Consider the following 20,539-nt stretch of genomic DNA (forward strand, 5'->3'; position numbering starts at 1 on the left):
TGCTGGTTTGTAAGTAATGGATAATGGAAGGACGAATAAAGTAAGTTAGACGGTTTTTCAAAAGGAGCTTTTCCGCTTCGTAGCGAAATAGGTTCCTCCTGAATGACAAAAGATAAGGAGTTTATCACCTGAAATTCTAAGTCAAAGACCCAAGATTAACTTTCCAACTTTAAAACCTTCCAACCTTAAAACTAAATAAAACTAACTTGCAACCTGCAACCTGTAACTTGTAACTAATTAAAAATATGGATTTTTCTGTTGATGAACGGGGGTATTATGGTAAGTTCGGTGGCGCTTACATCCCGGAAATGTTATACCCGAACGTAGAAGAACTGCGCCAGAAATACTTGGATATTATCTACGAACCCAGCTTTCAGGAAGAATTAGATGAACTGCTGCGCGATTACGTGGGCCGGCCTACGCCTTTGTATTACGCTAAGCGCCTTTCCGAAAAATTTAACACCAAAATTTACCTGAAACGCGAAGACTTAGCCCATACCGGCGCGCACAAAATAAACAATACTGTTGGACAAATTTTACTGGCCAAACGGCTGGGCAAAAAACGTATTATTGCTGAAACTGGAGCCGGTCAGCACGGCGTTGCTACGGCTACGGTTTGCGCGTTGGCTGGTCTGGAGTGTATTGTATACATGGGGCAGATTGATACCGAACGCCAAAAGCCCAACGTAGCCCGCATGAAATTGCTCGGCGCCAAGGTAATACCGGTAACTTCCGGTAGTCAAACCTTAAAAGATGCCACCAACGAGGCTATCCGCGACTGGATCAGCAACCCCGAAGACACGCATTACATTATAGGTTCCGTTGTAGGTCCACACCCGTACCCCGACATGGTAGCCCGTTTTCAGGCGGTAATCAGTGCCGAAGTACGGCAACAGTTGTTGTATAAAGAAGGTACCGAGTTTCCGAATTACGTAGTGGCCTGCGTGGGCGGCGGTAGCAATGCGGCGGGCGCTTTTTACCATTATTTAAACGAACCAGCCGTAAACTTAGTGGCAGTGGAAGCCGCAGGTCACGGTGTAAATTCTGGTTTATCTGCCGCAACTTCCGTTTTAGGTTCTTTGGGTATTATTCACGGGAGCAAAACCTTACTCATGCAAACCGAAGACGGCCAGATTGTAGAACCACATTCTATTTCGGCGGGTCTGGATTACCCGGGTATCGGGCCCATGCACGCGCACTTGTACGACAGCGGCCGGGCTAAATTCTACGCCATCACCGACGAAGAAGCCATGCAGGGCGTGGTATTGTGCAGCCGGATGGAAGGGATTATTCCGGCCATTGAATCGGCGCACGCCATTGCCGCTTTACATTACATGCAGTTAAAACCCGATGATGTAGTGGTATTAAACCTATCGGGACGCGGCGATAAAGATTTGCAAACCATTATTAATTACCTCGACGAGCATGATGTACAATAAAATAGCCCAACTTTTTAAAAATCAACCCGGTCGCAGCCTGAACGTGTACTTTACCGCGGGCTTTCCGGAGTTAGAATCCACTACCACTATTTTGCAAACCCTGCAGGAGGCCGGTGCCGATTTAGTAGAAATTGGCATGCCGTACTCCGATCCTTTAGCCGATGGCCCAACCATTCAGCAGAGTAACACGGTGGCTCTGAATAATGGTATGTCTATTAAAAAGTTGTTTGAGCAACTGAATAACGTGCGGGATACCGTAACGCTTCCCATTATTCTGATGGGTTATTTAAATCCGGTGCTGCAATTTGGTTTTGAGAATTTTTGCCGCGAAGCTGCCCGGGTAGGGGTAGATGGTCTGATTATTCCGGATATGCCTTTGGTAGAGTACGAAGAAGAATACCAGGCCATTTTCGAAAAATATAACCTGAGCGCCATTTTCCTGATTACGCCGCAAACCTCCGAAGACCGCATCCGCAAAATTGATGACCTCACCAATGCCTTTATTTACATGGTTTCCACGGCCAGCACCACCGGTAACACCGTAGCCGGCACTGATAACCAGTTGGCTTATTTTGAGCGGATCAAACAGATGAATTTAAAAAATCCGAAGCTGATCGGCTTTGGGATTTCCGATAAAAAATCTTTCGACTTGGCTTGCCGCTACGCTGAAGGTGCCATTATTGGTAGTGCCTTTATTAAAGTTATTCAGCAACCCACCGGCTTACAAGAAAACATCCGCGACTTTATTTATCTGATTAAATCGGGCGAGGAGATATTTAGTTAGTCTGTAGTCACTATTTGTTGGTCCACGGTCGACGGTCCACGGAAAAAGTGACTAAGGCTTTAGAACAATGTAACAAGTATATTACCTCAACCAGTCATTCAGGAGGAAACTAATTAGCTACGCAGCAATAAGGGTCCAGGCAGATGCAAGGGAATTACTTTGTGTATAATACTACTAATCCCCGGAAAACGGTGCTTTATACAGGCGTAACTAACAACTTAACCGTGCGCTTACAACAGCATTACCAAAACCGAGGAAAATCGGAAACTTTTGCTGGTAAATATTACTGCTATAAATTGGTGTATTACGAACGATATTCTAATGCTACTATGGCCATTGAAAGAGAAAAAGAAATCAAGGATTTAAGCCGCGAGGCAAAAGAAGTGCTCATCCGGAAATCTAATCCGGATTGGGCTTTTCTGATAGTAACGGATTAGCTGCGTAGCCAAATAGGTTCCTCCTGAATGACAACTCTAAGTTTTTAGAGAAAATATAACGTGTTCCATCTTTAATTTTTACTCCTCATCTTTCTTCAAAAATATAAAAATTTAAAAAATACTTCAGATTACATTTTTTAATTAACCCTGCATAGCTTACCATCGGTCGACTATAAAATACCAACTAAACCCATGATCATCCAATTACAAAACCAAGTTGCTGAAGCGGATAGAAAAGCCATTATCGAAAAAATAAAAAGCTTTCGCTACAAAGTTACACCCGTAACCACCCAGCGCGGCGATTACCTGATTGGCATCGGAAAGGCCGAATTTGATATCCGGAGCCTGGGGCACATGCCCGGCATTAAAGACTTGCACATTGTATCGGATGATTATAAGCTGGTGTCGCGAAAGTGGAAAGTAAACCCTTCGGTGGTAGATTTAGGCGATGGCGTAGAGATAAAACAAGGTAATTTTACTCTAATGGCCGGCCCGTGTTCCATCGAAACCGAAGAACAAGTGGAAAAAACCATTGCGCATCTGGTAGCCAATAACGTGCGGATAATGCGGGGCGGTGTGTTTAAACCGCGCAGTTCGCCGTATTCGTTCCGGGGTTTGGGCATTGATGGATTAAAAATGTTCTACGCCAAATGCCAGGAACACGGCATCAAAATTATTACGGAGGTAATGCAGGTTTCGCAAATCGCGCCCATGTACGATTATACCGATATTTACCAGGTGGGTGCCCGCAATACCCAAAATTTTAATTTACTCGATGAACTAGGCAAAGTAGATAAACCCGTAATGATTAAACGCGGTATTTCCGGCACCATTGATGAATTATTGTATTCGGCGGAGTACGTGTTCTCGGGAGGTAACGAAAAACTCATGCTCTGCGAACGCGGCATCCGGACGTACGAAACGGCCAGTCGCAATACTTTGGATTTAAACGCCGTACCCATTTTGAAAGATAAAACGCATTTACCCGTTATCGTAGATCCGTCGCACGGCATGGGCATCCGGGATTACATTGAGCCCATGGCTTTGGCCGCGGTGATGGCCGGCGCCGACGGCATTATTTACGAAACCCACGAAAAGCCGGAAGAAGCCGCTTCGGATGGCGCCCAAACCTTAAACTTCGCGGAGTCCGAGCAACTGGTGAAAAAGCTGCGAGCTACTTACGAACTGCGTCAGAAATTAGGGTAAAAATTAAAATTAGTGAGATTAATGGGCTTGCTGCGGCTTGTAAGAAAGATTATTCCTGCGGATAAGGAAAGCTTCTATTTACTATTGGCAATAAAAATAAACTGTTTTAGCTGAAAAGAAGAAACTCCTCTTCCTGGTACTTATTTATCTGTCAAGCAAACTCAAAAAATTCTAGTAAATAAAAAGCCCGGCCAATTTGGTCGGGCTTTCTTTCGTTAAAGAAACAGCGTACCCCTTAATTTTTGGGTGGAAACTTACTTAAAATACTATTTACTATTTCAATTACTTTGTCTTCCGGAATGTTACGGCTACGTACTTCCGATTCACCCACACCACGCCAGATTAATTGGTTATTCCGGGCATCAATTAAATCCACAATAATAGTACCCTCTTTATATTGGCTCGTGTTGTTAAAACGGCTGTAACCTCCATAGTAACCGTACGGATAAAATGGACCGGAATTAGCAGTTGTTTGGTTAGCAAAGCTAACATTATAGTTTACGTAGAATTCTGGTTTTTCGGAGAATTCTATTCCTCTTTGTGATAAGTTCGCTTTAAGGGCATTCTGCATCCGCTTATCAAAGAAAGTATCGTATTGTAAAGAATCATGCTTCACCCCAGCTTTATTACTGTACCAGTTAAAAGAACGGTATTGCTGAAAGTTAATCGAATGATCGTAATCGGTACTTACATTAACGTAGGGAGCACAAGCGGTAGCTAAACTTAATAAAACTACAAAACTTATATACTTTATTATTCTCATCTTTATTAATATAATTATTTCTTGTAAGTGGTAGAACTATGGCAATTTTAATACCAGTTTTAGCTGTATAATGTAACTTTTCGAAGTATTAATCTTGCTAAGCTTTTAACGGTTTTTACTTCTATATCTTATATATTTTATAAGAAATTATACTGTTTCGGCCGATTATACTAATTATTCAACAACTTCGTTGTGTTCTCTTATGATTTAAGTAAATGTACTAAAAAGAGGATTTGACAGTATGTCATAAGGCTGACAAAAAGAACTTGAATAAAACAAAAATCCCGCGAATCAAGCGCGGGATTTTTGTTTTGGATATTATGTTTAGTCTATGCCCGTTGCTGTTTGCGCAAGCTCAGGTTGGGAATAGGCCTCCAGCGGAGTACAGGAACAAATTAAGTTCCGATCTCCGTAGGCCGAGTCGATGCGGCTAACGGTTGGCCAAATTTTATGCGTGCGGGCGAATGGATACGGGAACACTGCTTTTTCCCGGCTATATGGTAAAGTCCAGTTATCGGATAATCCTACTGCCATGGTATGGGGAGCATTTTTAAGGACATTGTTTTTCTGGTCGGCGGTACCTTCTTCTACTTCCTGAATTTCGGCGCGAATAGAAATCATGGCCTCACAGAAACGATCAATTTCTTCTTTCGATTCGCTTTCGGTGGGTTCTATCATTAAAGTACCAGCCACCGGAAACGACACCGTCGGCGCATGGAAACAATAATCCATTAAACGTTTGGCAATATCTTCTACTTCAATGCTCACCTTTTTAAAAGCCCGGCAATCCAGAATCATTTCGTGCGCGCAACGCCCGTTAACACCCGTGTATAAAACCGGATAATAATCCTTTAGCCTGGCTTTAATATAATTAGCGTTTAAAATAGCCATTTTAGTAGCTTCGGTTAACCCTTCTCCGCCCATCATGGCAATGTAAGCGTAGGAAATGGGTAATATACTAGCCGATCCCCAAGGTGCCGCCGATACCGCGGAAATAGCTTGCTCTCCACCAGTTTTTACTAAAGCATGACCCGGTAAATAAGGTACTAAATCGGCTACCACGCCAATTGGACCTACCCCCGGCCCACCGCCGCCGTGCGGAATACAAAAAGTTTTATGCAGATTTAAATGGCATACATCCGCCCCAATGGTAGCCGGACTAGTCAGGCCTACCTGCGCGTTCATGTTGGCCCCATCCATGTACACCCGGCCGCCATTTTCATGAATAATCTGGCAAATCTGGATAATACTTTCCTCGTAAACCCCGTGAGTAGAAGGGTAGGTTACCATGAGGCAGGAAAGATCATTTTGATGCTGAATGGCTTTCGCCCGTAAATCTTCCACATCGATATTGCCGCGATCATCGCATTTTACAATAATAACTTTCATTCCGGCCATTACCGCCGAAGCCGGGTTAGTACCGTGCGCCGAAGAGGGTATTAACGCAATATTCCTATGTTGATGACCATTCGCTTCGTGGTAAGCACGAATAACCATTAAACCTGCATACTCTCCTTGCGCACCGGAATTAGGTTGTAAGGAAATGCCGGCAAACCCGGTTATTTCACAAAGCCAATTTTCAAGATCCGTAAATATTTGTTTATAACCTTCGGTCTGATCTGCCGGCACAAACGGGTGCAAACTGCCAATTTCCGGCCAGGTAACGGGTAACATTTCCGCCGTAGAATTTAATTTCATGGTACACGAACCCAACGGAATCATACCATGAACCAACGAAATATCTTTATTTTCGAGGTATTTCATGTACCGCAATATTTCGAGTTCCGAGTGGTGCTGGTTAAATGCTTCGTGCTGCAGGTACTCGCTGGTACGTAAAAGATTCTCCGGCCAGGTAATATCTGTTTCGTGCGGCAATTCCGTTAACTCATTTACCGAAGTTTGCTGATTCATCACTTTGGTAAATACTGCTAAAATTGCTTTTACATCATATAAGTCCGTATTTTCGTGCAGAGAAATGCCAATGAAATTATCCGCAAAGTACCGGAAGTTGATTGCAGAAGCTTCGGCTTCGCGCCGAATAGCATTTTTAAGCTCCGCGCTTTCTACTTTAATTTTTAAGGTATCGAAATAATTTTCGTTTACTTGTTCCAGGCCTAATTCTGTAATTCCCTGTTCTAATAACTGGGTAAGCAAATGAATATTCAAGGCAATATATTTCAGGCGGCGCGGCCCGTGGTAAACGGCGTACATGCCAGCCATAACGGCTAACAGAACTTGCGCAGTACAAATGTTAGAAGTTGCTTTTTCCCGCCGAATGTGCTGCTCACGGGTTTGCAAAGCCATTCGGTAGGCTTTATTGCCGTGCATATCTACGGATTGGCCAATAATCCGCCCTGGTAACGAACGTTTATAGGCATCGCGGGTAGCCAGAAAACCGGCGTGCGGACCGCCATAACCCATGGGTACCCCAAAACGCTGGCTGTTGCCCACTACTGCATCGGCTCCCATTTCCCCGGGAGGAGTGAGCAGGGTTAAGCTAAGTAAATCGGCGGCGACGGCAACTAAAATGTCTTGCTGGTGGGCCGTGGTAATAAAATCAGTATAATTAAATAACTCACCATCGGTAGCCGGGTATTGTACCAAAGCGCCAAATAAAGTAGTATCCGTTAAATCGGCGGTGCGATGATCGCCAATTACCAGCTCCCAACCCAGTGGAGTAGCCCGGGTTTTTAATACATCAATCGTTTGCGGTAATACCTGCTCCGACACAAAGAATCGGGTTGCATTTTTCCGGGTATTTTTCCGCAGACCATAAAACATGTTCATGGCTTCGGCGGCAGCGGTAGCTTCATCCAGTAACGAGGCATTAGCGATTTCCATGGCAGTTAGGTCCATTACCATGGTCTGGTAATTAATAAGAGCTTCTAAACGGCCTTGGGCTATTTCGGCTTGGTAAGGGGTATATGCGGTGTACCAGCCCGGATTCTCTAGAATGTTGCGCTGAATTACGGGTGGCGTAACCGTATCGTGGTAGCCTAAACCAATGTAGGATTTAAATACTTTATTTTTCTTAGCAATAGCGCTGAATTTTTTTAAAAAATCGCGTTCGGTTAAAGCGGCTGGTATAGCTAAAGGTTTCTTCAGGCGAATAGCCGCCGGAACGGTTTCTTCCATCAATTGATCCAGCGAATCTACCCCAATGGTTTTTAACATATCCTGCATGGATTGCTTTACCGGACCATTATGGCGTTCCTTAAAAATATCGGCGGGCTTGGTTTTTATCAACATAGTTGCTTTTTAGGAGTAATCAGATGCTTCTATTTAAACGATGAAGCTGGCTTAAAAAGTTCGGTTTAGATTGTGCCGCAAAGGTATTCTTATTCTGCCAACTAAGCTATAGTCCATTATCTTATTTCGCCTTACGAGCAGACCAAATAGTGATAGATTTGTTATCGAAAATAAATTACTATTTTAGATACCTAACCGGTTTCGCCTAAATGAAAAAACTAATTGTAGGAATACTTCGTGAAGGGAAAGTCCCCCCTGATAAACGCGTACCTTTAACCCCGCTAAAATGTCAGGAAGCTGTTACCGTTTATCCGGAGTTGGAAATAATTGTGCAGCCTAGCGCTATCCGGAGCTACTCCGACCAGGAATACCGTGATTTACATATTCGGGTACAGGAAGATTTATCGGAATGCGATGTGTTGATGGGAGTAAAAGAAGTGCCTATTAAGGATTTGTTACCCGATAAAACCTACTTTTTTTTCTCGCATACCATTAAAAAGCAACCTCATAACCAACCGCTGCTGCGGGCAATACTGCAAAAGAATATTACGCTAATTGATTACGAAACCCTCACCAATACGAAAGGGGAACGGACCGTAGCTTTTGGGCGCTACGCCGGAATAGTGGGCGCTTACAATGGGATAATGACGTACGGCAAAAAATGGAAGTTATTCGACCTGCACCCGGCCCACCAATGTTTGGATATTGAAGATATGGAGGAAGAATATTTCAAAGTTAAAGCCTTACCTCCCATTAAAATTGCGGTAACGGGGGGAGGCAGAGTAGCGCACGGGATTATGGAAGTTCTCGACAAAATGGGCATCCGGAAAGTTAGTGTTTATGATTATTTGTATCTAACCTTTACCGAACCGGTATACGCGCAACTGCATTCTTCCGATTATAACCGGCGCCGCGATGGCCGGGTTTGGGACAACGTAGATTTTTACCGGAACCCCCACGAATACGAATCTACCTTCGATAAATTTATACCGGTTACGGATGTGCTAATGGCGGGTGCTTACTGGAATCCGGCGGCCCCAAAGTTATTTACCATAGAAGATATGCAGCGACCAGATTTTAAAATCAATACCATTGCCGATGTTACCTGCGATGTAGATGGTTCCATACCTTGTACCAAACGAGCCAGTAGTATTCCGGAGCCCGTTTACGATTATAACTCGTTTACGCAAGAACTGGAACCGCCTTTTAGCCAACCAACGAATATTACAGTTATGGCGGTGGACAATCTGCCTTGCGAATTGCCCCGGAGTGCTTCCCGGGATTTTGGCCGCCAACTGATTGATGAAGTATTTCCGCACCTCTTAAACAATGACCCGGAAGGAATTCTGGCCCGCGCTACTATTACGAAAAATGGCAGACTCACGCACCGGTACGCGTATTTACAAGAATACGCCGCAGGATTTTTGGAAGAGAGTAAAAGTAGTTTGATATAGAATCAGATTAGCTTATGCAATCTTGCTATTTGTTCATTTGCTACTTAATTAAAAGAATTAACAAAAAGTTGAATAGTTTATTCAAGAGTAGTAAAAACCTGCTGGTCGAGTAGTAGAAATCTCTTTTTTTGATAAACTAATACTCAAACCAAAAAGCCAGCTAAAACATATTCAAGCTGGCTTTTTGGTTTAAGTTTTTAAAATTATAAGTGAAGTAAAATGCGTATCCTTATTCTCCTACATCCACAATAAATCCACGGCTTTGCGGGCCTTCCAATAAATTCCAGTGGCGTTCTTGTTCCAGGCGGCGGAGGCGGTTTTGCAGTCGTTGCGTTTTCCGGCGCAGTCGCTGCATTTCCTGCCGCATATTTAAAATGACATCAATGCCTTCCGGGTTAAGATCTAAATCCAGCGCTAAGCGGAGCATCCGTTCTAACTGCTTTACCTCCGAAGCAGGAATTACCTGGCGGTCTTGGTTCGTATGTAAGCGCACTAAACCGAAGTTGGCAAATTCCTGAATAAGACGTACCTCTACGCCGTAATGCTGACAAAATTCTTCGATGGCGATGTAGTTCATCATAAATTATTATTTACCAATTAGCAAGTACTAACGAAGTCTTTGTTTGTTCTGTTTTAAAATTTAGATTAAGGAGAAGTAATTCCCCCTTTTAAGGTAAAACGTAATGTCTATTTCTAAAATTAGATTGTTAGTCGTTCCGGAGTTGAGCGAGTTGTTTAAATAATTCTTTTTCTTTTTCACTGAGCCCTTCCGGTAATTGCAGCACAACTTTCACGAATAAGTCGCCAAATTGCCCCGGTTGATTGTATACCGGAAAACCTTTTCCTTTAAGCCGCAGCAAGGTGCCATTTTTAGTTTCGGGTTTTATTTTAAGCTTTAGCTGACCGCCTAAAGTATCCACTAAGATATCTCCGCCTAAAGCTGCGCGGTAAACGGGTACCTGTACTTCCAGATGAATGTCATTTCCCTGGCGCGTAAATCGCGGATCGGGTGGTACTCGTAAGGTAATGTATAAATCGCCGGGCTCACTGCCGTTACGTCCCGGTCCGCCATTGCCTTTTAAACGAATTACCTGGCCATCTTCTACGCCGGGTTTAACGTTAATGCGCAGATTTTTATCGTTTATAGTAAACGTTTTTTTCACCCCGTGGTAAGCTTCCTCCATAAATACCGTTAACTCGGCCGAGAAATCCTGACCTTTGGCACGCATGCTGCTTCGGCGGTTGCCGCTTCTCCTTTCACCGAAAATAGAACTGAAAAAATCAGAAAAATCGCCTCCTTCGCCTTCCTCCTGGAAAGAATAAAAACCACCGCCCGCATTACCGCCTTGCTGAGCATACTGCGACCAGTCGAAACCGCCCGTTCTACCTCCCGTTTGCTGGTAGCGCTGCCAATCTGCCCCTAAAGTGTCGTATTTTTGCCGTTTTTCATCGTCGGAGAGAACTTCGTGGGCTTCGTTGATAGCTTTAAATTTTTCTTCTGCTTCTTTGTTGCCCGGATTAACGTCCGGGTGGTATTTGCGCGCGAGTTTTTTGTATTGTTTTTTTATTTGTTCCTTCGAGGCTTTTTTATCTACCTCTAAAATCTTGTAATAATCTTTGTAGTCCACGGTTGTGCAGCGTTTTTTCTAGTACCACTTTCTGGAGAATACATACGTAATTAGTAGCCCAAAGTAAATTTAGTGAGTACTACTAATTACTACATTAAAATTAATGAGTTATTTTTAAACAGGAAATGTCTGCTCTTTACGCTGTTTTGAATTACTTATTACTTCAAAAACACCAATTTACCAGAAGTTAGAAGAAGTAAGTACGGTAACAAATTTCTGGAACGAGAATTAGTAAGATTTTTGCTCCTCTACATTTTGCGGCGTTTTTACCTGTCTTTGCTGCGTTTTTTCCTGCATTTTGCCATAATAATCCGGAATTTGGTCGCCGAGTAATTTACCCCAAGGCTGCAATGAATCGATGCGGTCGAAAATAATTTTTAGTACGGCTACAAACGGAATAGATAAAAACATACCGGCAAATCCCCACAAGGCTCCGCCTAATAAAACCGCCAGAATAGAAGCCAAAGCGTTAATTTTTACTTTGGAAGACACTATCCGGGGCACTAAAATATTGTTATCAATAAACTGAATAAGACCATAAGCGCCGATAATGAGGAGCTGAGTAGTGTAACCTTCTTTCGTTAAAGTGGCCATTAAAACCGGTAAAATAATAGCTATAATACCGCCAATGTACGGGATTAAATTCAGGATAGCTCCGATAACTCCCAGCAAAATACCGTATTTAACGCCCAAAATTGTAAGCGCAATGGAGTTTAGAGTCGCCACGATGGAAGCTTCAATTAATAAACCTACAATATAGCTTTGAATAGCCGACTTGGTTTCCTGCAAAATATCGGCGATAGGACCCGAGTTTTCTCTGGAAAAAGCTTCGAAAATAAAATTTAAAATTAAAGGCTTGTAAAACAGCAGCAAGAATATATAAACCGGAATTAAGAATAGGATGCCGAATATACCTAAAACTCCCGAAACCGTACGACCCGCCAGGGCTTTGCCACTGTTGGCAGTTTCTCGTAAAAGCTGTAATTGTTTTTGCAGGGTGATGCCAAACGTGCTTTCTACCCAGGTTTGTAAATTAGTAGAAATCTGGTTGAACTTTTGGGTCAGCAAAGGCGCCATATCCCCGAACTGAATAATCTGGGAAGATAAAAAATACAATAAACCGGCTAGTACAATAATCGCGATGAATAGAGTTAAAATAATGGCCAGCACTTTCGGAACGCGCCATTTAATAATGCGGGTATACAAAGGATTAAGCAAAATAGCTAAAAGCAGCGAAAATGCTATGGGCACTAAAATGTCGGAGAGCATGTACAGTACGTACACGAAAAGAATTATCCCGAGTAAAATAAGGGTACTTTTCTTATAAAAGGGTTCAGTTTGATCCATGATTTGAAATATAAGGAGGTCATTTACCGGCTGCTGTTACTCCGGACCGTTCTGACATACGTCGGATACCGAGATTAGTATGCTTTATGACTGAAAAACTTTCTTTTACTAAGTAATTCGGTAAGCGGAAATTTAAGTTCTGTATGAGAAAGTTTAAACGTAGGGATAATCAGGATTGGATTTTGGAAGGTAAATGGAGGTTTTATATTTTAATCGAAAAATAAAATGCTGTTATTGGATAGCATGGTTAGAAATAGGAAAATAGGATAAAAAGGAAAGCCCGGTTAAATAGCTTATTTAACCGGGCTTTCTGTAAATGAAATTATAAAACTTTATTCGTGGGGATGCTTCTGGTAATGCGCTTGCAGCGCATCTTCGCCAAAATCATTGGTTAAGTCGCGAACAACCGTATGTACGTGATTGGCATTATTTTGAGAATTATCATATTCGATTAGTAATACCGGGTTATGAATCCGGTAATAATGGGCTTTCCCAACTTCTGGGGTCTGGCTGCCCGCCCAGGCGAAATACGTTTTTGATAATCCCGCTTTTTCCACTTTAGCCCGTAAGTCGGTAGCTAGTTCGGAGTTGTACTTATTTAAGTAAACATTCAGCAAATCTTTTAAAAGCTGTTGTTGCTTCAACGTCATTTCCGAAAACAAAATTCCTTCGGGTTTCTCCAGCAGGGCTTTCCGACTATTGCTGGTTACTATTTCGTTAGGCGCCACTTCGTTTATCAAGGCTTTTTTCATTTGCTCCGGATTAAACGATTGTACCAGATTAAAACCCAGGGTAGCTTCTTCTTTTAAAATTTGTTTGCCTTTCTCGGGACCATCGGGAACAATAGCCGGGTTAGAACCCATAAAAGCCGGTGTTTCCGCTACTAAACTGCCGGTAGCCGACGAAAAGTTAAGTGATAAATGGTGCCCTTCTATGCGACAACCCCAAGGTTCTTGCTCCGAAGGCTGGCCAAAAACCGAAAAATAGTATTTTCCCGGATCCCGGTAAGTGTTTTCGGGTGGGTGTTTCTCTATGGCTTTTAGAATTACTTCCATTTCCATAATTGATTTTGCTTTCTGGTAACCTTGGTTGCTGAGAGCAGTTTGCAGAATAGCCATTGCCATTTTCTGTTGCGCGGGCGTCATTTCTTTTAGCGGTACCCCCTTGCGGTCGCGCGGCACAAAATGCCAGTTAAACCGTTCTTCATCGCCGAACGGGAAAGTTGCTTTTTTACGTTGTTCTTCGGTTAAAGAACTTAAAAAAGTAGTAACCACGCGCAGCATGGCTTTATTTTTGGGGGCCGAAAGGGTAGTTTTTTTGGTGCCAGCAGTGGTTTGACCGTAACTTAAAAAAGAGGCGGTACACAGCAAACAAACAATAAGATAAGTTCTAATCATAAAAGGAAGGTTTTTATTTACTAATAAATCCTTAAAACAATTAAGATCAGCTCCAAAACAGAAGCCTTGGAAGTAAACAGGTTTAAATATAGGTAATTAAAACGGAAGTAGTTGCAAGAATATCCCGGCCGGTCAAAATAGTTTCGTGTCTGTATTTATGTATTTTTATTCGGTATTTATTTTATCGAATGGCTTCGCTGTCTGTCGTAATTTTATTTATAAACATGTACTGTGGTTAGTTGGCAAGGATATTCTGGAAATTGTAAAGAGAGCAGCAATGGTAAAACGCCGGTTGCGGGTTCGCTTTTTTTCATTTCTTTATTCAACCGCCTTCTTTCGTTTGTATCTGCTCAATGGTAACAATGCGCCAATGGCGGTATTAACGGCTCCAAGGGGAGAACTCCCTCTCGGACGTATTCAGCCAGGAGCCATGCTGGGGTGAAGTGAAAGCATAAGTGAAAGCAAATTAGGCCGGCCAGGCTGATAAATTATGTCATAATCCGTTAACGGCGCCGTAAATTCAAATCATATTAATTCGCGTAACAGAGAAATAGATACTTGTTATTTCAAATAGTTTTCTTTATTATTTGCTTTCGTGTTGTAAAGTTCTGATTGTTGATTGCGTTCCGGAAATATCCCTTATATGATAAACCACATGGCCCATATGTACTACCTAGCAGTGGAAAGCACATCCGAGGCAATTACTTGGTGGGATAAAAACCTGAAATTACTTTTTGCTAACCCTGCTTTTGTCACTCAAGCGGGGGTTCCTTTGTCCCAATTAGTAGGTAAAACCATCCGGGAAATGGGCCATCCCGAACTCCTGGCTCCCCCGTGGATAAAAAAATGCAATTAGTATTTCGCGACGGGCAACCGCTGGAGTATCAGCACTCCCTAGTAACTCCAACCGGAACAGAATTTTATCAGTCTCAGTTTGTACCCGAATTGCAACCAGACGGGGCCGTGGAAAGAGTGCTGGTGATTACCCGCAATATTACTCCCTTACAGCAAGCCGAACAGAAACTGCAAGCCGTTACTAGCTCTTCGCTGATGGGTATGGCTATCGTTAAAAGTTTGCGGGATGCTACCGGACAAATCAGCGACTTTGAATACCAATGGCTGAACCCTTTGGCGCAGTCTTTTGCCGGCCCCCAGGTAGTAGGACGACGTATGTTAGAAACCTATCCGCATGTAAAAGAAACCGGGCTTTTCGAAGCTTATGTCCAGGCAGTAGAAAACCGGCAACCCGTCGATTTTGAAGAATATTATCCTCCCAACAATCATTGGTTTCGCTGGCAAGCCGTTAAAATGGAAGATGGTCTGTTTGTTACCTTTGAAGACATAAGTGAGCGCAAAAAAGCGGAACTGGAAATAAAACAAAGCAAGGATTTCCTGCAATCTGTCTTTGACACGACATTGCTGAGCCTTTCTATTCTCCAGGCAGTACGGGATGAAAGCGGGGCCATACTAGATTTTAAGATTATGCTGGTTAATAAAGAACTGGCCCGAGAAACGGGTCGAAACGACCTGATCGGCCGGTTATACTCGCTAGAATATCCGGGTATAAAAGAAGCCGGTTTATTCGATCTCATGCTCCAGGTAATGGAAACGGGGGAGCCGGGTCAGGTAGAATATTACTACCCGTACGAAGGGTTTAACAAGTGGTATGCGGCTACGTTTGTGAAAATGGAAGATGGTCTGATCGCCAGCAACCTGGATATTACCGAACGTAAATTAGCCGAAACCAAGCTGGTAAAAAGTTTTACTATTCTTAAACAAGCCGAAGAAGTAGCAGGGTTAGGCAGTTGGGAATACGATTATACCACCGGTGACTTTCATTGGTCGGAAGGCATGTATCATTTGTTTGGCTTACCCATAGGCAGTGCCAAAAGTCCGGAAACGTACTTGGAGTATGTTATAGACGAAGACCGACCGCTAGCTGAAAAACTGGTGCAAACCATTCGAAATAATCCGCAGCCAATAGAAGAAACCCTGCGGATCCAGGTGAGAGACAAGGTAATTACCTTAAAAATCAAAGGTGCGGTCTTGCGCGATGATTTAAACCAGCCTTATAAAATATTGTGCGTTGATTTGGATGTTTCGGAGTTAAAACGACTGGAACAGGAAAACTTAAAGATGCGCTTAGAGCAACAAAAAGCATTGCTGTTGGCTATTCTGGAAGCGCAGGAAGAAGAACGTCGGCGTATATCGGAAAGCTTGCACAACGGAGTAGGGCAGTTATTGTACGCCACCAAACTGAATCTGGACCAGGTAGCCCACCAAGTACCCCGGGAAGTGATGGCTCCCACCACTCAACTCTTAAGCGAAGCTATCCAGGAAACCCGGCGCGTGTCGCACGAACTGGTGCCCATGGTCTTGCAGGATTTTGGCCTTACCCGGGCCATTCAAGACTTATGTCAAAAATATCAACCAAGTGCGATACAGGTAAACTGTGAGGTTGATCTAGAAGGTTCTTTAGAATCTTATGTAGAGGTAGCTCTTTACCGCATCAGTCAGGAGTTACTGGCGAACGTGGTGAAGCACGCGCAAGCCACGGAAGTAGATTTGTTATTATCTCAGGAAGACGGAGAAATTACGTTAAAGGTACGGGATAATGGCCGAGGTATAAACCACCCTACCGGTAAATCGGGAGGAATGGGACTTCGGTCCATTCGGGATCGGGTAAAACTGTTGAATGGCACGTATGCACTCCTCACGTCTCCTGGCAGTAAAGGTACTCTGGTGATTATTCAAATTCCGGTTCCAAGTGAAGGCTGATAGTCCTAGATGGAACATTGTTTGAAGAATATCTGCCGCAACCCGTTTTCTTAAGAAAGCACGACAGTCAATTTACCTAACAGGTCTTCTAAGACTTGACTGACCGAGGAGGAGAAAAAAGATTTTATCGCTCGGTGCAGACGGAATATTTAACATCTTTAATTACTTAATTACCAGCTTGCTAAAGTTTATTTCAGGAATATATCGTACCTTCCTATTCTAAAAGTAAACCTATGAACATTCTGAACCTCGTTTTTTTGTGGAGCCGGTTTTTCTGGAACCTACCAGGCAGGACAATACCGGTCGCGGTAGGGCGTCCTGCTTGTCAGATATTACGCCATTATACGTGGGGTTGGTTACCTCCCGCATTAATTTATATTCCGGTGAAAACCAGATCATTAAAGGGTTTATGGCGTTTTTTAAGCCGGCAGGTTTTTCGGTCCTTCTCCGGCGCGACATGGCGGAACTAACCGGCCAGATACCAGATTTCTCCTGGCTGACTGGAGCAACGGAGGCAACTCTTTATGCCGAACAATTGCTAATGGCTCCTGATTATGCGGCGTAGATTAAAATAATGAACGCTTTTTTCCTGAAAAGAATTTCTGGTCACCAACTACAGGCGGCCCAAATAACGGAAGCCTGCCGGCGCTTAAATCTTTTCTACGGTTTGGAGCGCATGACCGATCTGGCGTATCATACCAACATGTCTTTGCGAAACTTAGAACGGTAATTCACGGAGCAGCTGGGTATAACGCCCAAAACGTTTGCCCGTTTTAAACGGTTGCACCGGGCGCTTTCCTTCCTGAGTCATCCCCCAACCTCCTTCTTGGGCAAACATTGCCCAAGAAGGAGGTTACTACGACCAAGCGCATTTCATTAAAGAATGTAAAGCCCTTACTCACCACCCCCGTCCGTTTTTTCACCGGCCGAATACGTGCTGCACAACCAATATAATTTGTTTCCCCAGTTTCCTACCTGCTAAAAATGGCGATTTTTTACAATACATTCTGAGTAGCAGACCTTAATTTTACTCAGAGTCAGAAGCATTTCTGCGCTTTAAGGGCTAGATTTTCCTTTAACGAAAAACTTATTAGCAGCGGAAATCAAGAGTTTTATTGCTCTAAACCAGTTAGCTCCCCAACCTGCTTTTTGACAGTAACAATTACCCTTGTCTAAGCATTATTTTACCTTTTACTAATTCTAAAACCATGAAAAAACTTTCTGACGTAATTACCGCCCCACTATTGTTAGCAGTATTTGGTTATGCTACCGCACAAACCAGCAGTACCGTATCAGTTAAAACAAAACAAACCACAACTACTAATTCTTCCACTCCGGCCAGTAGCAAAACACAAGAGGAGTTGATGAAAATTACCCAAGAATTAACCAATGCCGATTCACGTGATATTAAAAAAGTATTCGAAAAATATTTAGCCGATAATTATTTTCATACCGGTCCTGGAGGAAAAATAGTTAAGAAAGCCGAGGTCCTAAAAAGTATTGAAGAACCGGAAACGGCCACATACCTAGGTACCGATTTCGAGGACATTCAGGTACAGGATTACGGTAATACTGCCGGCCTGAGTTTAAAAGGTAATTACCACTCGGAAAGGAACGGGGAGAAAATTACCGAGTCCTATCGAGCCACTGATGTATTTATTAAACAGAAGGGGGAGGGGAAGATTCTTTCCGTCATCTCTCCACTAGACCCGTTGAGGGTGCGGAAAAAGAACTGCACCGGTTAGGCTATAAATTATTGGCCGAAAAGAAAATAAAGGAAGCCATTGAGGTATTTAAGCTAAACGTAAAATTTTATTCGGAATCGGCCAATACTTACAATAGTCTCGCAGAGGCGTATGCTGCTGCCGGCAATAATACCCTAGCCATCGAAAATTATGGGCACTCCTTAAAGCTTAGCCCGCAAAACGAAAACGGTAAAACGGAACGGGCCAAGTTAAAAGCAAAATAATTAAAAGCAGTTCATCAAGTAAAAACAGCTTTCAACTTTCCATTTAGATTGGCGCGGTAAAGGAAACGGAAATCTAAAGATACAAAAGCCCTCAAAATTCATATGTCAGGAAGAAAACTAATACCCAATCGCTTCAAGTAGCTGCCATAACGAAGGATATTAAACCCGCCGGGTTTGGGCAATTATTTTAATCAACCTTATGGAAGGCAACTAATACTATTGGGTATAAGCAGTGGAAAATGCCGGCCAAAAGCGTGGAGGTGATGGAAGCAATTAATAAATAGTTGATAGACCTTTTATTTTCACGCGGTGATTAGGAAGGGTAATTTAATCACGAAAGCTCAAATTGATCAATCGCTGCTAGCGTTAAAAGAACGGGCAGCCCCGTAGAAAAATGAAGATATTTCTAAAGTATCCAATATGGCACATTCTTCTAAAATAATGATGCTGGTGATCTTAAGTGTTAGGAGCCTGCTCCAAATTAGCAGTGCCCAAGCGTCTATCCGGAATGATTCTTTAGCGCAAATACTAACCGTTAAAGAAAAACAGATGTTCGATGCCATCACCCAGGGAAATAGAAAAAAAGCTCAACTTCTCATGGGCCAGGACTATTTTACCATTAATGCTGATGGAACAACCCAAGGAAAGGATGAAGTGTTAAAAAATATAGAAAAATTTAAAGGAGCGACGTATCAGCTATCGAACCAAAAAATAAGAATATATGGTACTACCGCTATTATCAACGGCAAAGCCAAGTTCTACTTAAAGTATATCTTAGTGGCCGAAATATTTTACACCCAAATATGGGCTTTTCGCCATAACAAATGGCAGTATGTGGGTTGGCAAGGAACAATGACCGGATGGCCTACTTATTATGCGAGTATTCTCACGGCTATAGCCCTTGTAACAATAATTTCCCTTATTCTACTATTCACCGGATACTTAAAGAAACAGGTTAAACGCATTTAGAAATGCTAGGGCAACTTTGCTAATACCGAACTGGATTGACTAGTTTACCTAGCGGGGTATGAAAGGAGAAGCAAACCCACTGGGTTTAGAAAATTATTGTCCGAAACCTAAGCTCTGGCTACGCCCATCAAACTTACTCTCTTCTCTTCCGTCCTCCTGCTGGAAGGATCTAAGCGGCAGAAACGAAGAATTCAAGCGAAGTAGTACCGGGCCAGCAAGCCGTGCTTGACTTTTTCCTGAAAGAAAATCCAGACCAACTGGAAGAAATAGTTATTTCGGGAAGCCGCAATAATTACAAAATCGATGCCCTTTCTTCCAGTTTAAGAATTAACACTCCTTTGCTGGAAACACCCCAGATTATTCAGGTAGTTATCAATGATGTTCTTCGCGATCAGCAGGTAATCAGCAGGAGGGATGGGGTTATCCGGAATGTAAGCGGAGCCTATCGCTTGGAACACTGGGCCGACCTGTATACCAATATTGTAGCCAGAGGTTTGCAGATGCAGGCTTTCCGGAATGGTTTTAATGCCGTTAATTCTTACTGGGGACCGTTCACCGAAGATATAAGTTTTGTGGATCACATTGAATTTGTGAAAGGTCCAGCCGGGTTTATGCTCTCCAATGGCGATCCCAGTAGCCTCTACAACGTTGTAACGAAGAAACCTACCGGCCGTTCGACGGGAGAAGTAGCTTTTACGGTTGGCAGCTTTGACCTGTATCGTACCTCGCTGGATCTGGATAACCGCTTATCGAAGGATGGAAGAATTTTGTACCGGCTTAATTTAGCCGCTCAAAATCGGAAATCGCACCGGCCACATGAGTACAACGACCGGTACGTAATTGCCCCCGTTATTTCGTACCAACTCGACGATAAAACGAAGTTAACGGCCGAGTATACGTACCAGCGGGCTAACATGAGTAACGTAGGTTCTTTCTACGTTTTCGATACTAAAGGTTTTGCCACTTTACCGGTAGATTTTACCATGATGCCAGTTGGGCTTCCCGGATCAATCATAAACGATCACAGTGCCTTAGTTACCCTAATCTTACGGCGGTTTGCCGCTTAATAGTATATGGGCCATTTTTGATCTGGTAACGATCATGGTGCTTATCTCCGGC

General features: G+C 43.1%; 20 protein-coding genes. 14 read left to right on the forward strand and 6 right to left on the reverse strand.

Annotated elements, in window-relative coordinates:
- Positions 1 to 245: 245 nt before the first annotated feature.
- The 4 genes from trpB (at position 246) to AHMF7605_RS27325 (ending at position 3,866) form a co-directional block, all read left to right on the forward strand.
- Complete coding sequence (trpB, locus tag AHMF7605_RS27310; protein WP_106933100.1) at positions 246 to 1,439, forward strand: tryptophan synthase subunit beta; 1,194 nt, start codon at positions 246 to 248, stop codon at positions 1,437 to 1,439.
- Positions 1,426 to 2,223 carry a tryptophan synthase subunit alpha gene (gene trpA, locus AHMF7605_RS27315; RefSeq protein WP_317046570.1) on the forward strand — a complete coding sequence of 266 codons (798 nt, stop codon included), beginning with the start codon at positions 1,426 to 1,428 and terminating at the stop codon, positions 2,221 to 2,223. The genes trpB and trpA overlap by 14 nt, the downstream gene beginning before the upstream one ends.
- Positions 2,224 to 2,366: 143 nt before the next feature.
- Entirely contained in the window at positions 2,367 to 2,660 is a 294-nt protein-coding gene (locus AHMF7605_RS27320) for a GIY-YIG nuclease family protein (RefSeq protein ID WP_106933102.1), read from the forward strand.
- A gap of 192 nt (positions 2,661 to 2,852) precedes the next feature.
- Positions 2,853 to 3,866 (forward strand): bifunctional 3-deoxy-7-phosphoheptulonate synthase/chorismate mutase, encoded by a 1,014-nt coding sequence (locus tag AHMF7605_RS27325; RefSeq protein ID WP_106933103.1) that lies wholly within the window; start codon positions 2,853 to 2,855, stop codon positions 3,864 to 3,866.
- A gap of 235 nt (positions 3,867 to 4,101) precedes the next feature.
- Here AHMF7605_RS27325 and AHMF7605_RS27330 read toward each other — a convergent pair whose 3' ends face one another.
- Entirely contained in the window at positions 4,102 to 4,629 is a 528-nt protein-coding gene (locus AHMF7605_RS27330) for a DUF4136 domain-containing protein (protein ID WP_106933104.1), read from the reverse strand.
- Between the two features lie 324 nt (positions 4,630 to 4,953).
- On the reverse strand, positions 4,954 to 7,878 hold the full coding sequence (gene gcvP / locus AHMF7605_RS27335) for an aminomethyl-transferring glycine dehydrogenase (protein WP_106933105.1): 2,925 nt from the start codon (positions 7,876 to 7,878) through the stop codon (positions 4,954 to 4,956).
- A gap of 209 nt (positions 7,879 to 8,087) precedes the next feature.
- On the opposite strand from gcvP, the gene AHMF7605_RS27340 reads away from it, so the two are divergent.
- Positions 8,088 to 9,332: an NAD(P)-dependent oxidoreductase gene (locus AHMF7605_RS27340; RefSeq protein ID WP_106933106.1), complete on the forward strand. Its 1,245-nt coding sequence runs from the start codon at positions 8,088 to 8,090 to the stop codon at positions 9,330 to 9,332.
- A 229-nt stretch (positions 9,333 to 9,561) separates the two neighbouring features.
- On the opposite strand, the gene AHMF7605_RS27345 is transcribed toward AHMF7605_RS27340, so the two are convergent.
- From AHMF7605_RS27345 to AHMF7605_RS27360, 4 genes are all read right to left on the reverse strand, one after another.
- Positions 9,562 to 9,912: a chaperone modulator CbpM gene (locus tag AHMF7605_RS27345; protein WP_106933107.1), complete on the reverse strand. Its 351-nt coding sequence runs from the start codon at positions 9,910 to 9,912 to the stop codon at positions 9,562 to 9,564.
- Positions 9,913 to 10,039: 127 nt separating this feature from the next.
- Positions 10,040 to 10,960, reverse strand: coding sequence for a DnaJ C-terminal domain-containing protein (locus AHMF7605_RS27350; protein ID WP_106933108.1), 921 nt, complete (start codon positions 10,958 to 10,960; stop codon positions 10,040 to 10,042).
- A gap of 228 nt (positions 10,961 to 11,188) precedes the next feature.
- The gene (locus tag AHMF7605_RS27355; protein ID WP_106933109.1) at positions 11,189 to 12,307 is read right to left on the reverse strand and encodes an AI-2E family transporter; all 1,119 of its coding nucleotides are present in this window, start codon (positions 12,305 to 12,307) and stop codon (positions 11,189 to 11,191) included.
- 332 nt (positions 12,308 to 12,639) lie between these two features.
- Positions 12,640 to 13,704: a DUF3500 domain-containing protein gene (locus AHMF7605_RS27360; RefSeq protein ID WP_233219274.1), complete on the reverse strand. Its 1,065-nt coding sequence runs from the start codon at positions 13,702 to 13,704 to the stop codon at positions 12,640 to 12,642.
- Positions 13,705 to 13,849: 145 nt separating this feature from the next.
- Here AHMF7605_RS27360 and AHMF7605_RS27365 point away from each other — a divergent pair, with 145 nt between their 5' ends.
- From AHMF7605_RS27365 to AHMF7605_RS27400, 9 genes are all read left to right on the forward strand, one after another.
- Positions 13,850 to 14,146 carry a hypothetical protein gene (locus tag AHMF7605_RS27365; protein WP_146153687.1) on the forward strand — a complete coding sequence of 99 codons (297 nt, stop codon included), beginning with the start codon at positions 13,850 to 13,852 and terminating at the stop codon, positions 14,144 to 14,146.
- A 213-nt stretch (positions 14,147 to 14,359) separates the two neighbouring features.
- Positions 14,360 to 14,560: a PAS domain-containing protein gene (locus tag AHMF7605_RS27370; protein WP_158267633.1), complete on the forward strand. Its 201-nt coding sequence runs from the start codon at positions 14,360 to 14,362 to the stop codon at positions 14,558 to 14,560.
- Complete coding sequence (locus tag AHMF7605_RS27375) at positions 14,551 to 16,482, forward strand: PAS domain-containing sensor histidine kinase (RefSeq protein ID WP_106933112.1); 1,932 nt, start codon at positions 14,551 to 14,553, stop codon at positions 16,480 to 16,482. Before AHMF7605_RS27370 ends, AHMF7605_RS27375 begins: the two co-directional genes overlap by 10 nt.
- A 259-nt stretch (positions 16,483 to 16,741) precedes the next feature.
- The gene (locus tag AHMF7605_RS27380; protein WP_106933113.1) at positions 16,742 to 17,047 is read left to right on the forward strand and encodes a hypothetical protein; all 306 of its coding nucleotides are present in this window, start codon (positions 16,742 to 16,744) and stop codon (positions 17,045 to 17,047) included.
- 9 nt (positions 17,048 to 17,056) lie between these two features.
- The gene (locus AHMF7605_RS30005; protein ID WP_158267634.1) at positions 17,057 to 17,212 is read left to right on the forward strand and encodes a hypothetical protein; all 156 of its coding nucleotides are present in this window, start codon (positions 17,057 to 17,059) and stop codon (positions 17,210 to 17,212) included.
- Positions 17,213 to 17,690: 478 nt separating this feature from the next.
- Positions 17,691 to 18,227, forward strand: coding sequence for a nuclear transport factor 2 family protein (locus tag AHMF7605_RS27385; protein ID WP_106933114.1), 537 nt, complete (start codon positions 17,691 to 17,693; stop codon positions 18,225 to 18,227).
- 11 nt (positions 18,228 to 18,238) lie between these two features.
- Positions 18,239 to 18,451 carry a hypothetical protein gene (locus AHMF7605_RS27390; RefSeq protein ID WP_106933115.1) on the forward strand — a complete coding sequence of 71 codons (213 nt, stop codon included), beginning with the start codon at positions 18,239 to 18,241 and terminating at the stop codon, positions 18,449 to 18,451.
- Between the two features lie 420 nt (positions 18,452 to 18,871).
- Positions 18,872 to 19,420 (forward strand): nuclear transport factor 2 family protein, encoded by a 549-nt coding sequence (locus tag AHMF7605_RS27395; RefSeq protein WP_106933116.1) that lies wholly within the window; start codon positions 18,872 to 18,874, stop codon positions 19,418 to 19,420.
- Positions 19,421 to 19,641: 221 nt separating this feature from the next.
- Positions 19,642 to 20,487 carry a TonB-dependent siderophore receptor gene (locus AHMF7605_RS27400; RefSeq protein ID WP_106933117.1) on the forward strand — a complete coding sequence of 282 codons (846 nt, stop codon included), beginning with the start codon at positions 19,642 to 19,644 and terminating at the stop codon, positions 20,485 to 20,487.
- The last annotated feature ends 52 nt before the right edge of the window (positions 20,488 to 20,539 follow it).

The sequence above is a fragment of the Adhaeribacter arboris genome (genome assembly GCF_003023845.1).
Lineage (GTDB): Bacteria > Bacteroidota > Bacteroidia > Cytophagales > Hymenobacteraceae > Adhaeribacter > Adhaeribacter arboris.

Coding starts and splice junctions, on each gene's coding strand:
- AHMF7605_RS27355 (WP_106933109.1), bottom strand. CDS start 12,307: ATGGATCAAACTGAACCCTTTTATAAGAAAAGTACCCTTATTTTACTC.
- AHMF7605_RS27375 (WP_106933112.1), top strand. CDS start 14,551: ATGCAATTAGTATTTCGCGACGGGCAACCGCTGGAGTATCAGCACTCC.
- AHMF7605_RS27385 (WP_106933114.1), top strand. CDS start 17,691: ATGAAAAAACTTTCTGACGTAATTACCGCCCCACTATTGTTAGCAGTA.
- trpA (WP_317046570.1), top strand. CDS start 1,426: ATGATGTACAATAAAATAGCCCAACTTTTTAAAAATCAACCCGGTCGC.
- gcvP (WP_106933105.1), bottom strand. CDS start 7,878: ATGTTGATAAAAACCAAGCCCGCCGATATTTTTAAGGAACGCCATAAT.
- AHMF7605_RS27330 (WP_106933104.1), bottom strand. CDS start 4,629: ATGAGAATAATAAAGTATATAAGTTTTGTAGTTTTATTAAGTTTAGCT.
- AHMF7605_RS27345 (WP_106933107.1), bottom strand. CDS start 9,912: ATGATGAACTACATCGCCATCGAAGAATTTTGTCAGCATTACGGCGTA.
- trpB (WP_106933100.1), top strand. CDS start 246: ATGGATTTTTCTGTTGATGAACGGGGGTATTATGGTAAGTTCGGTGGC.
- AHMF7605_RS27340 (WP_106933106.1), top strand. CDS start 8,088: ATGAAAAAACTAATTGTAGGAATACTTCGTGAAGGGAAAGTCCCCCCT.
- AHMF7605_RS27360 (WP_233219274.1), bottom strand. CDS start 13,704: ATGATTAGAACTTATCTTATTGTTTGTTTGCTGTGTACCGCCTCTTTT.
- AHMF7605_RS30005 (WP_158267634.1), top strand. CDS start 17,057: ATGAACGCTTTTTTCCTGAAAAGAATTTCTGGTCACCAACTACAGGCG.
- AHMF7605_RS27395 (WP_106933116.1), top strand. CDS start 18,872: ATGGCACATTCTTCTAAAATAATGATGCTGGTGATCTTAAGTGTTAGG.
- AHMF7605_RS27370 (WP_158267633.1), top strand. CDS start 14,360: ATGGCCCATATGTACTACCTAGCAGTGGAAAGCACATCCGAGGCAATT.
- AHMF7605_RS27325 (WP_106933103.1), top strand. CDS start 2,853: ATGATCATCCAATTACAAAACCAAGTTGCTGAAGCGGATAGAAAAGCC.
- AHMF7605_RS27320 (WP_106933102.1), top strand. CDS start 2,367: ATGCAAGGGAATTACTTTGTGTATAATACTACTAATCCCCGGAAAACG.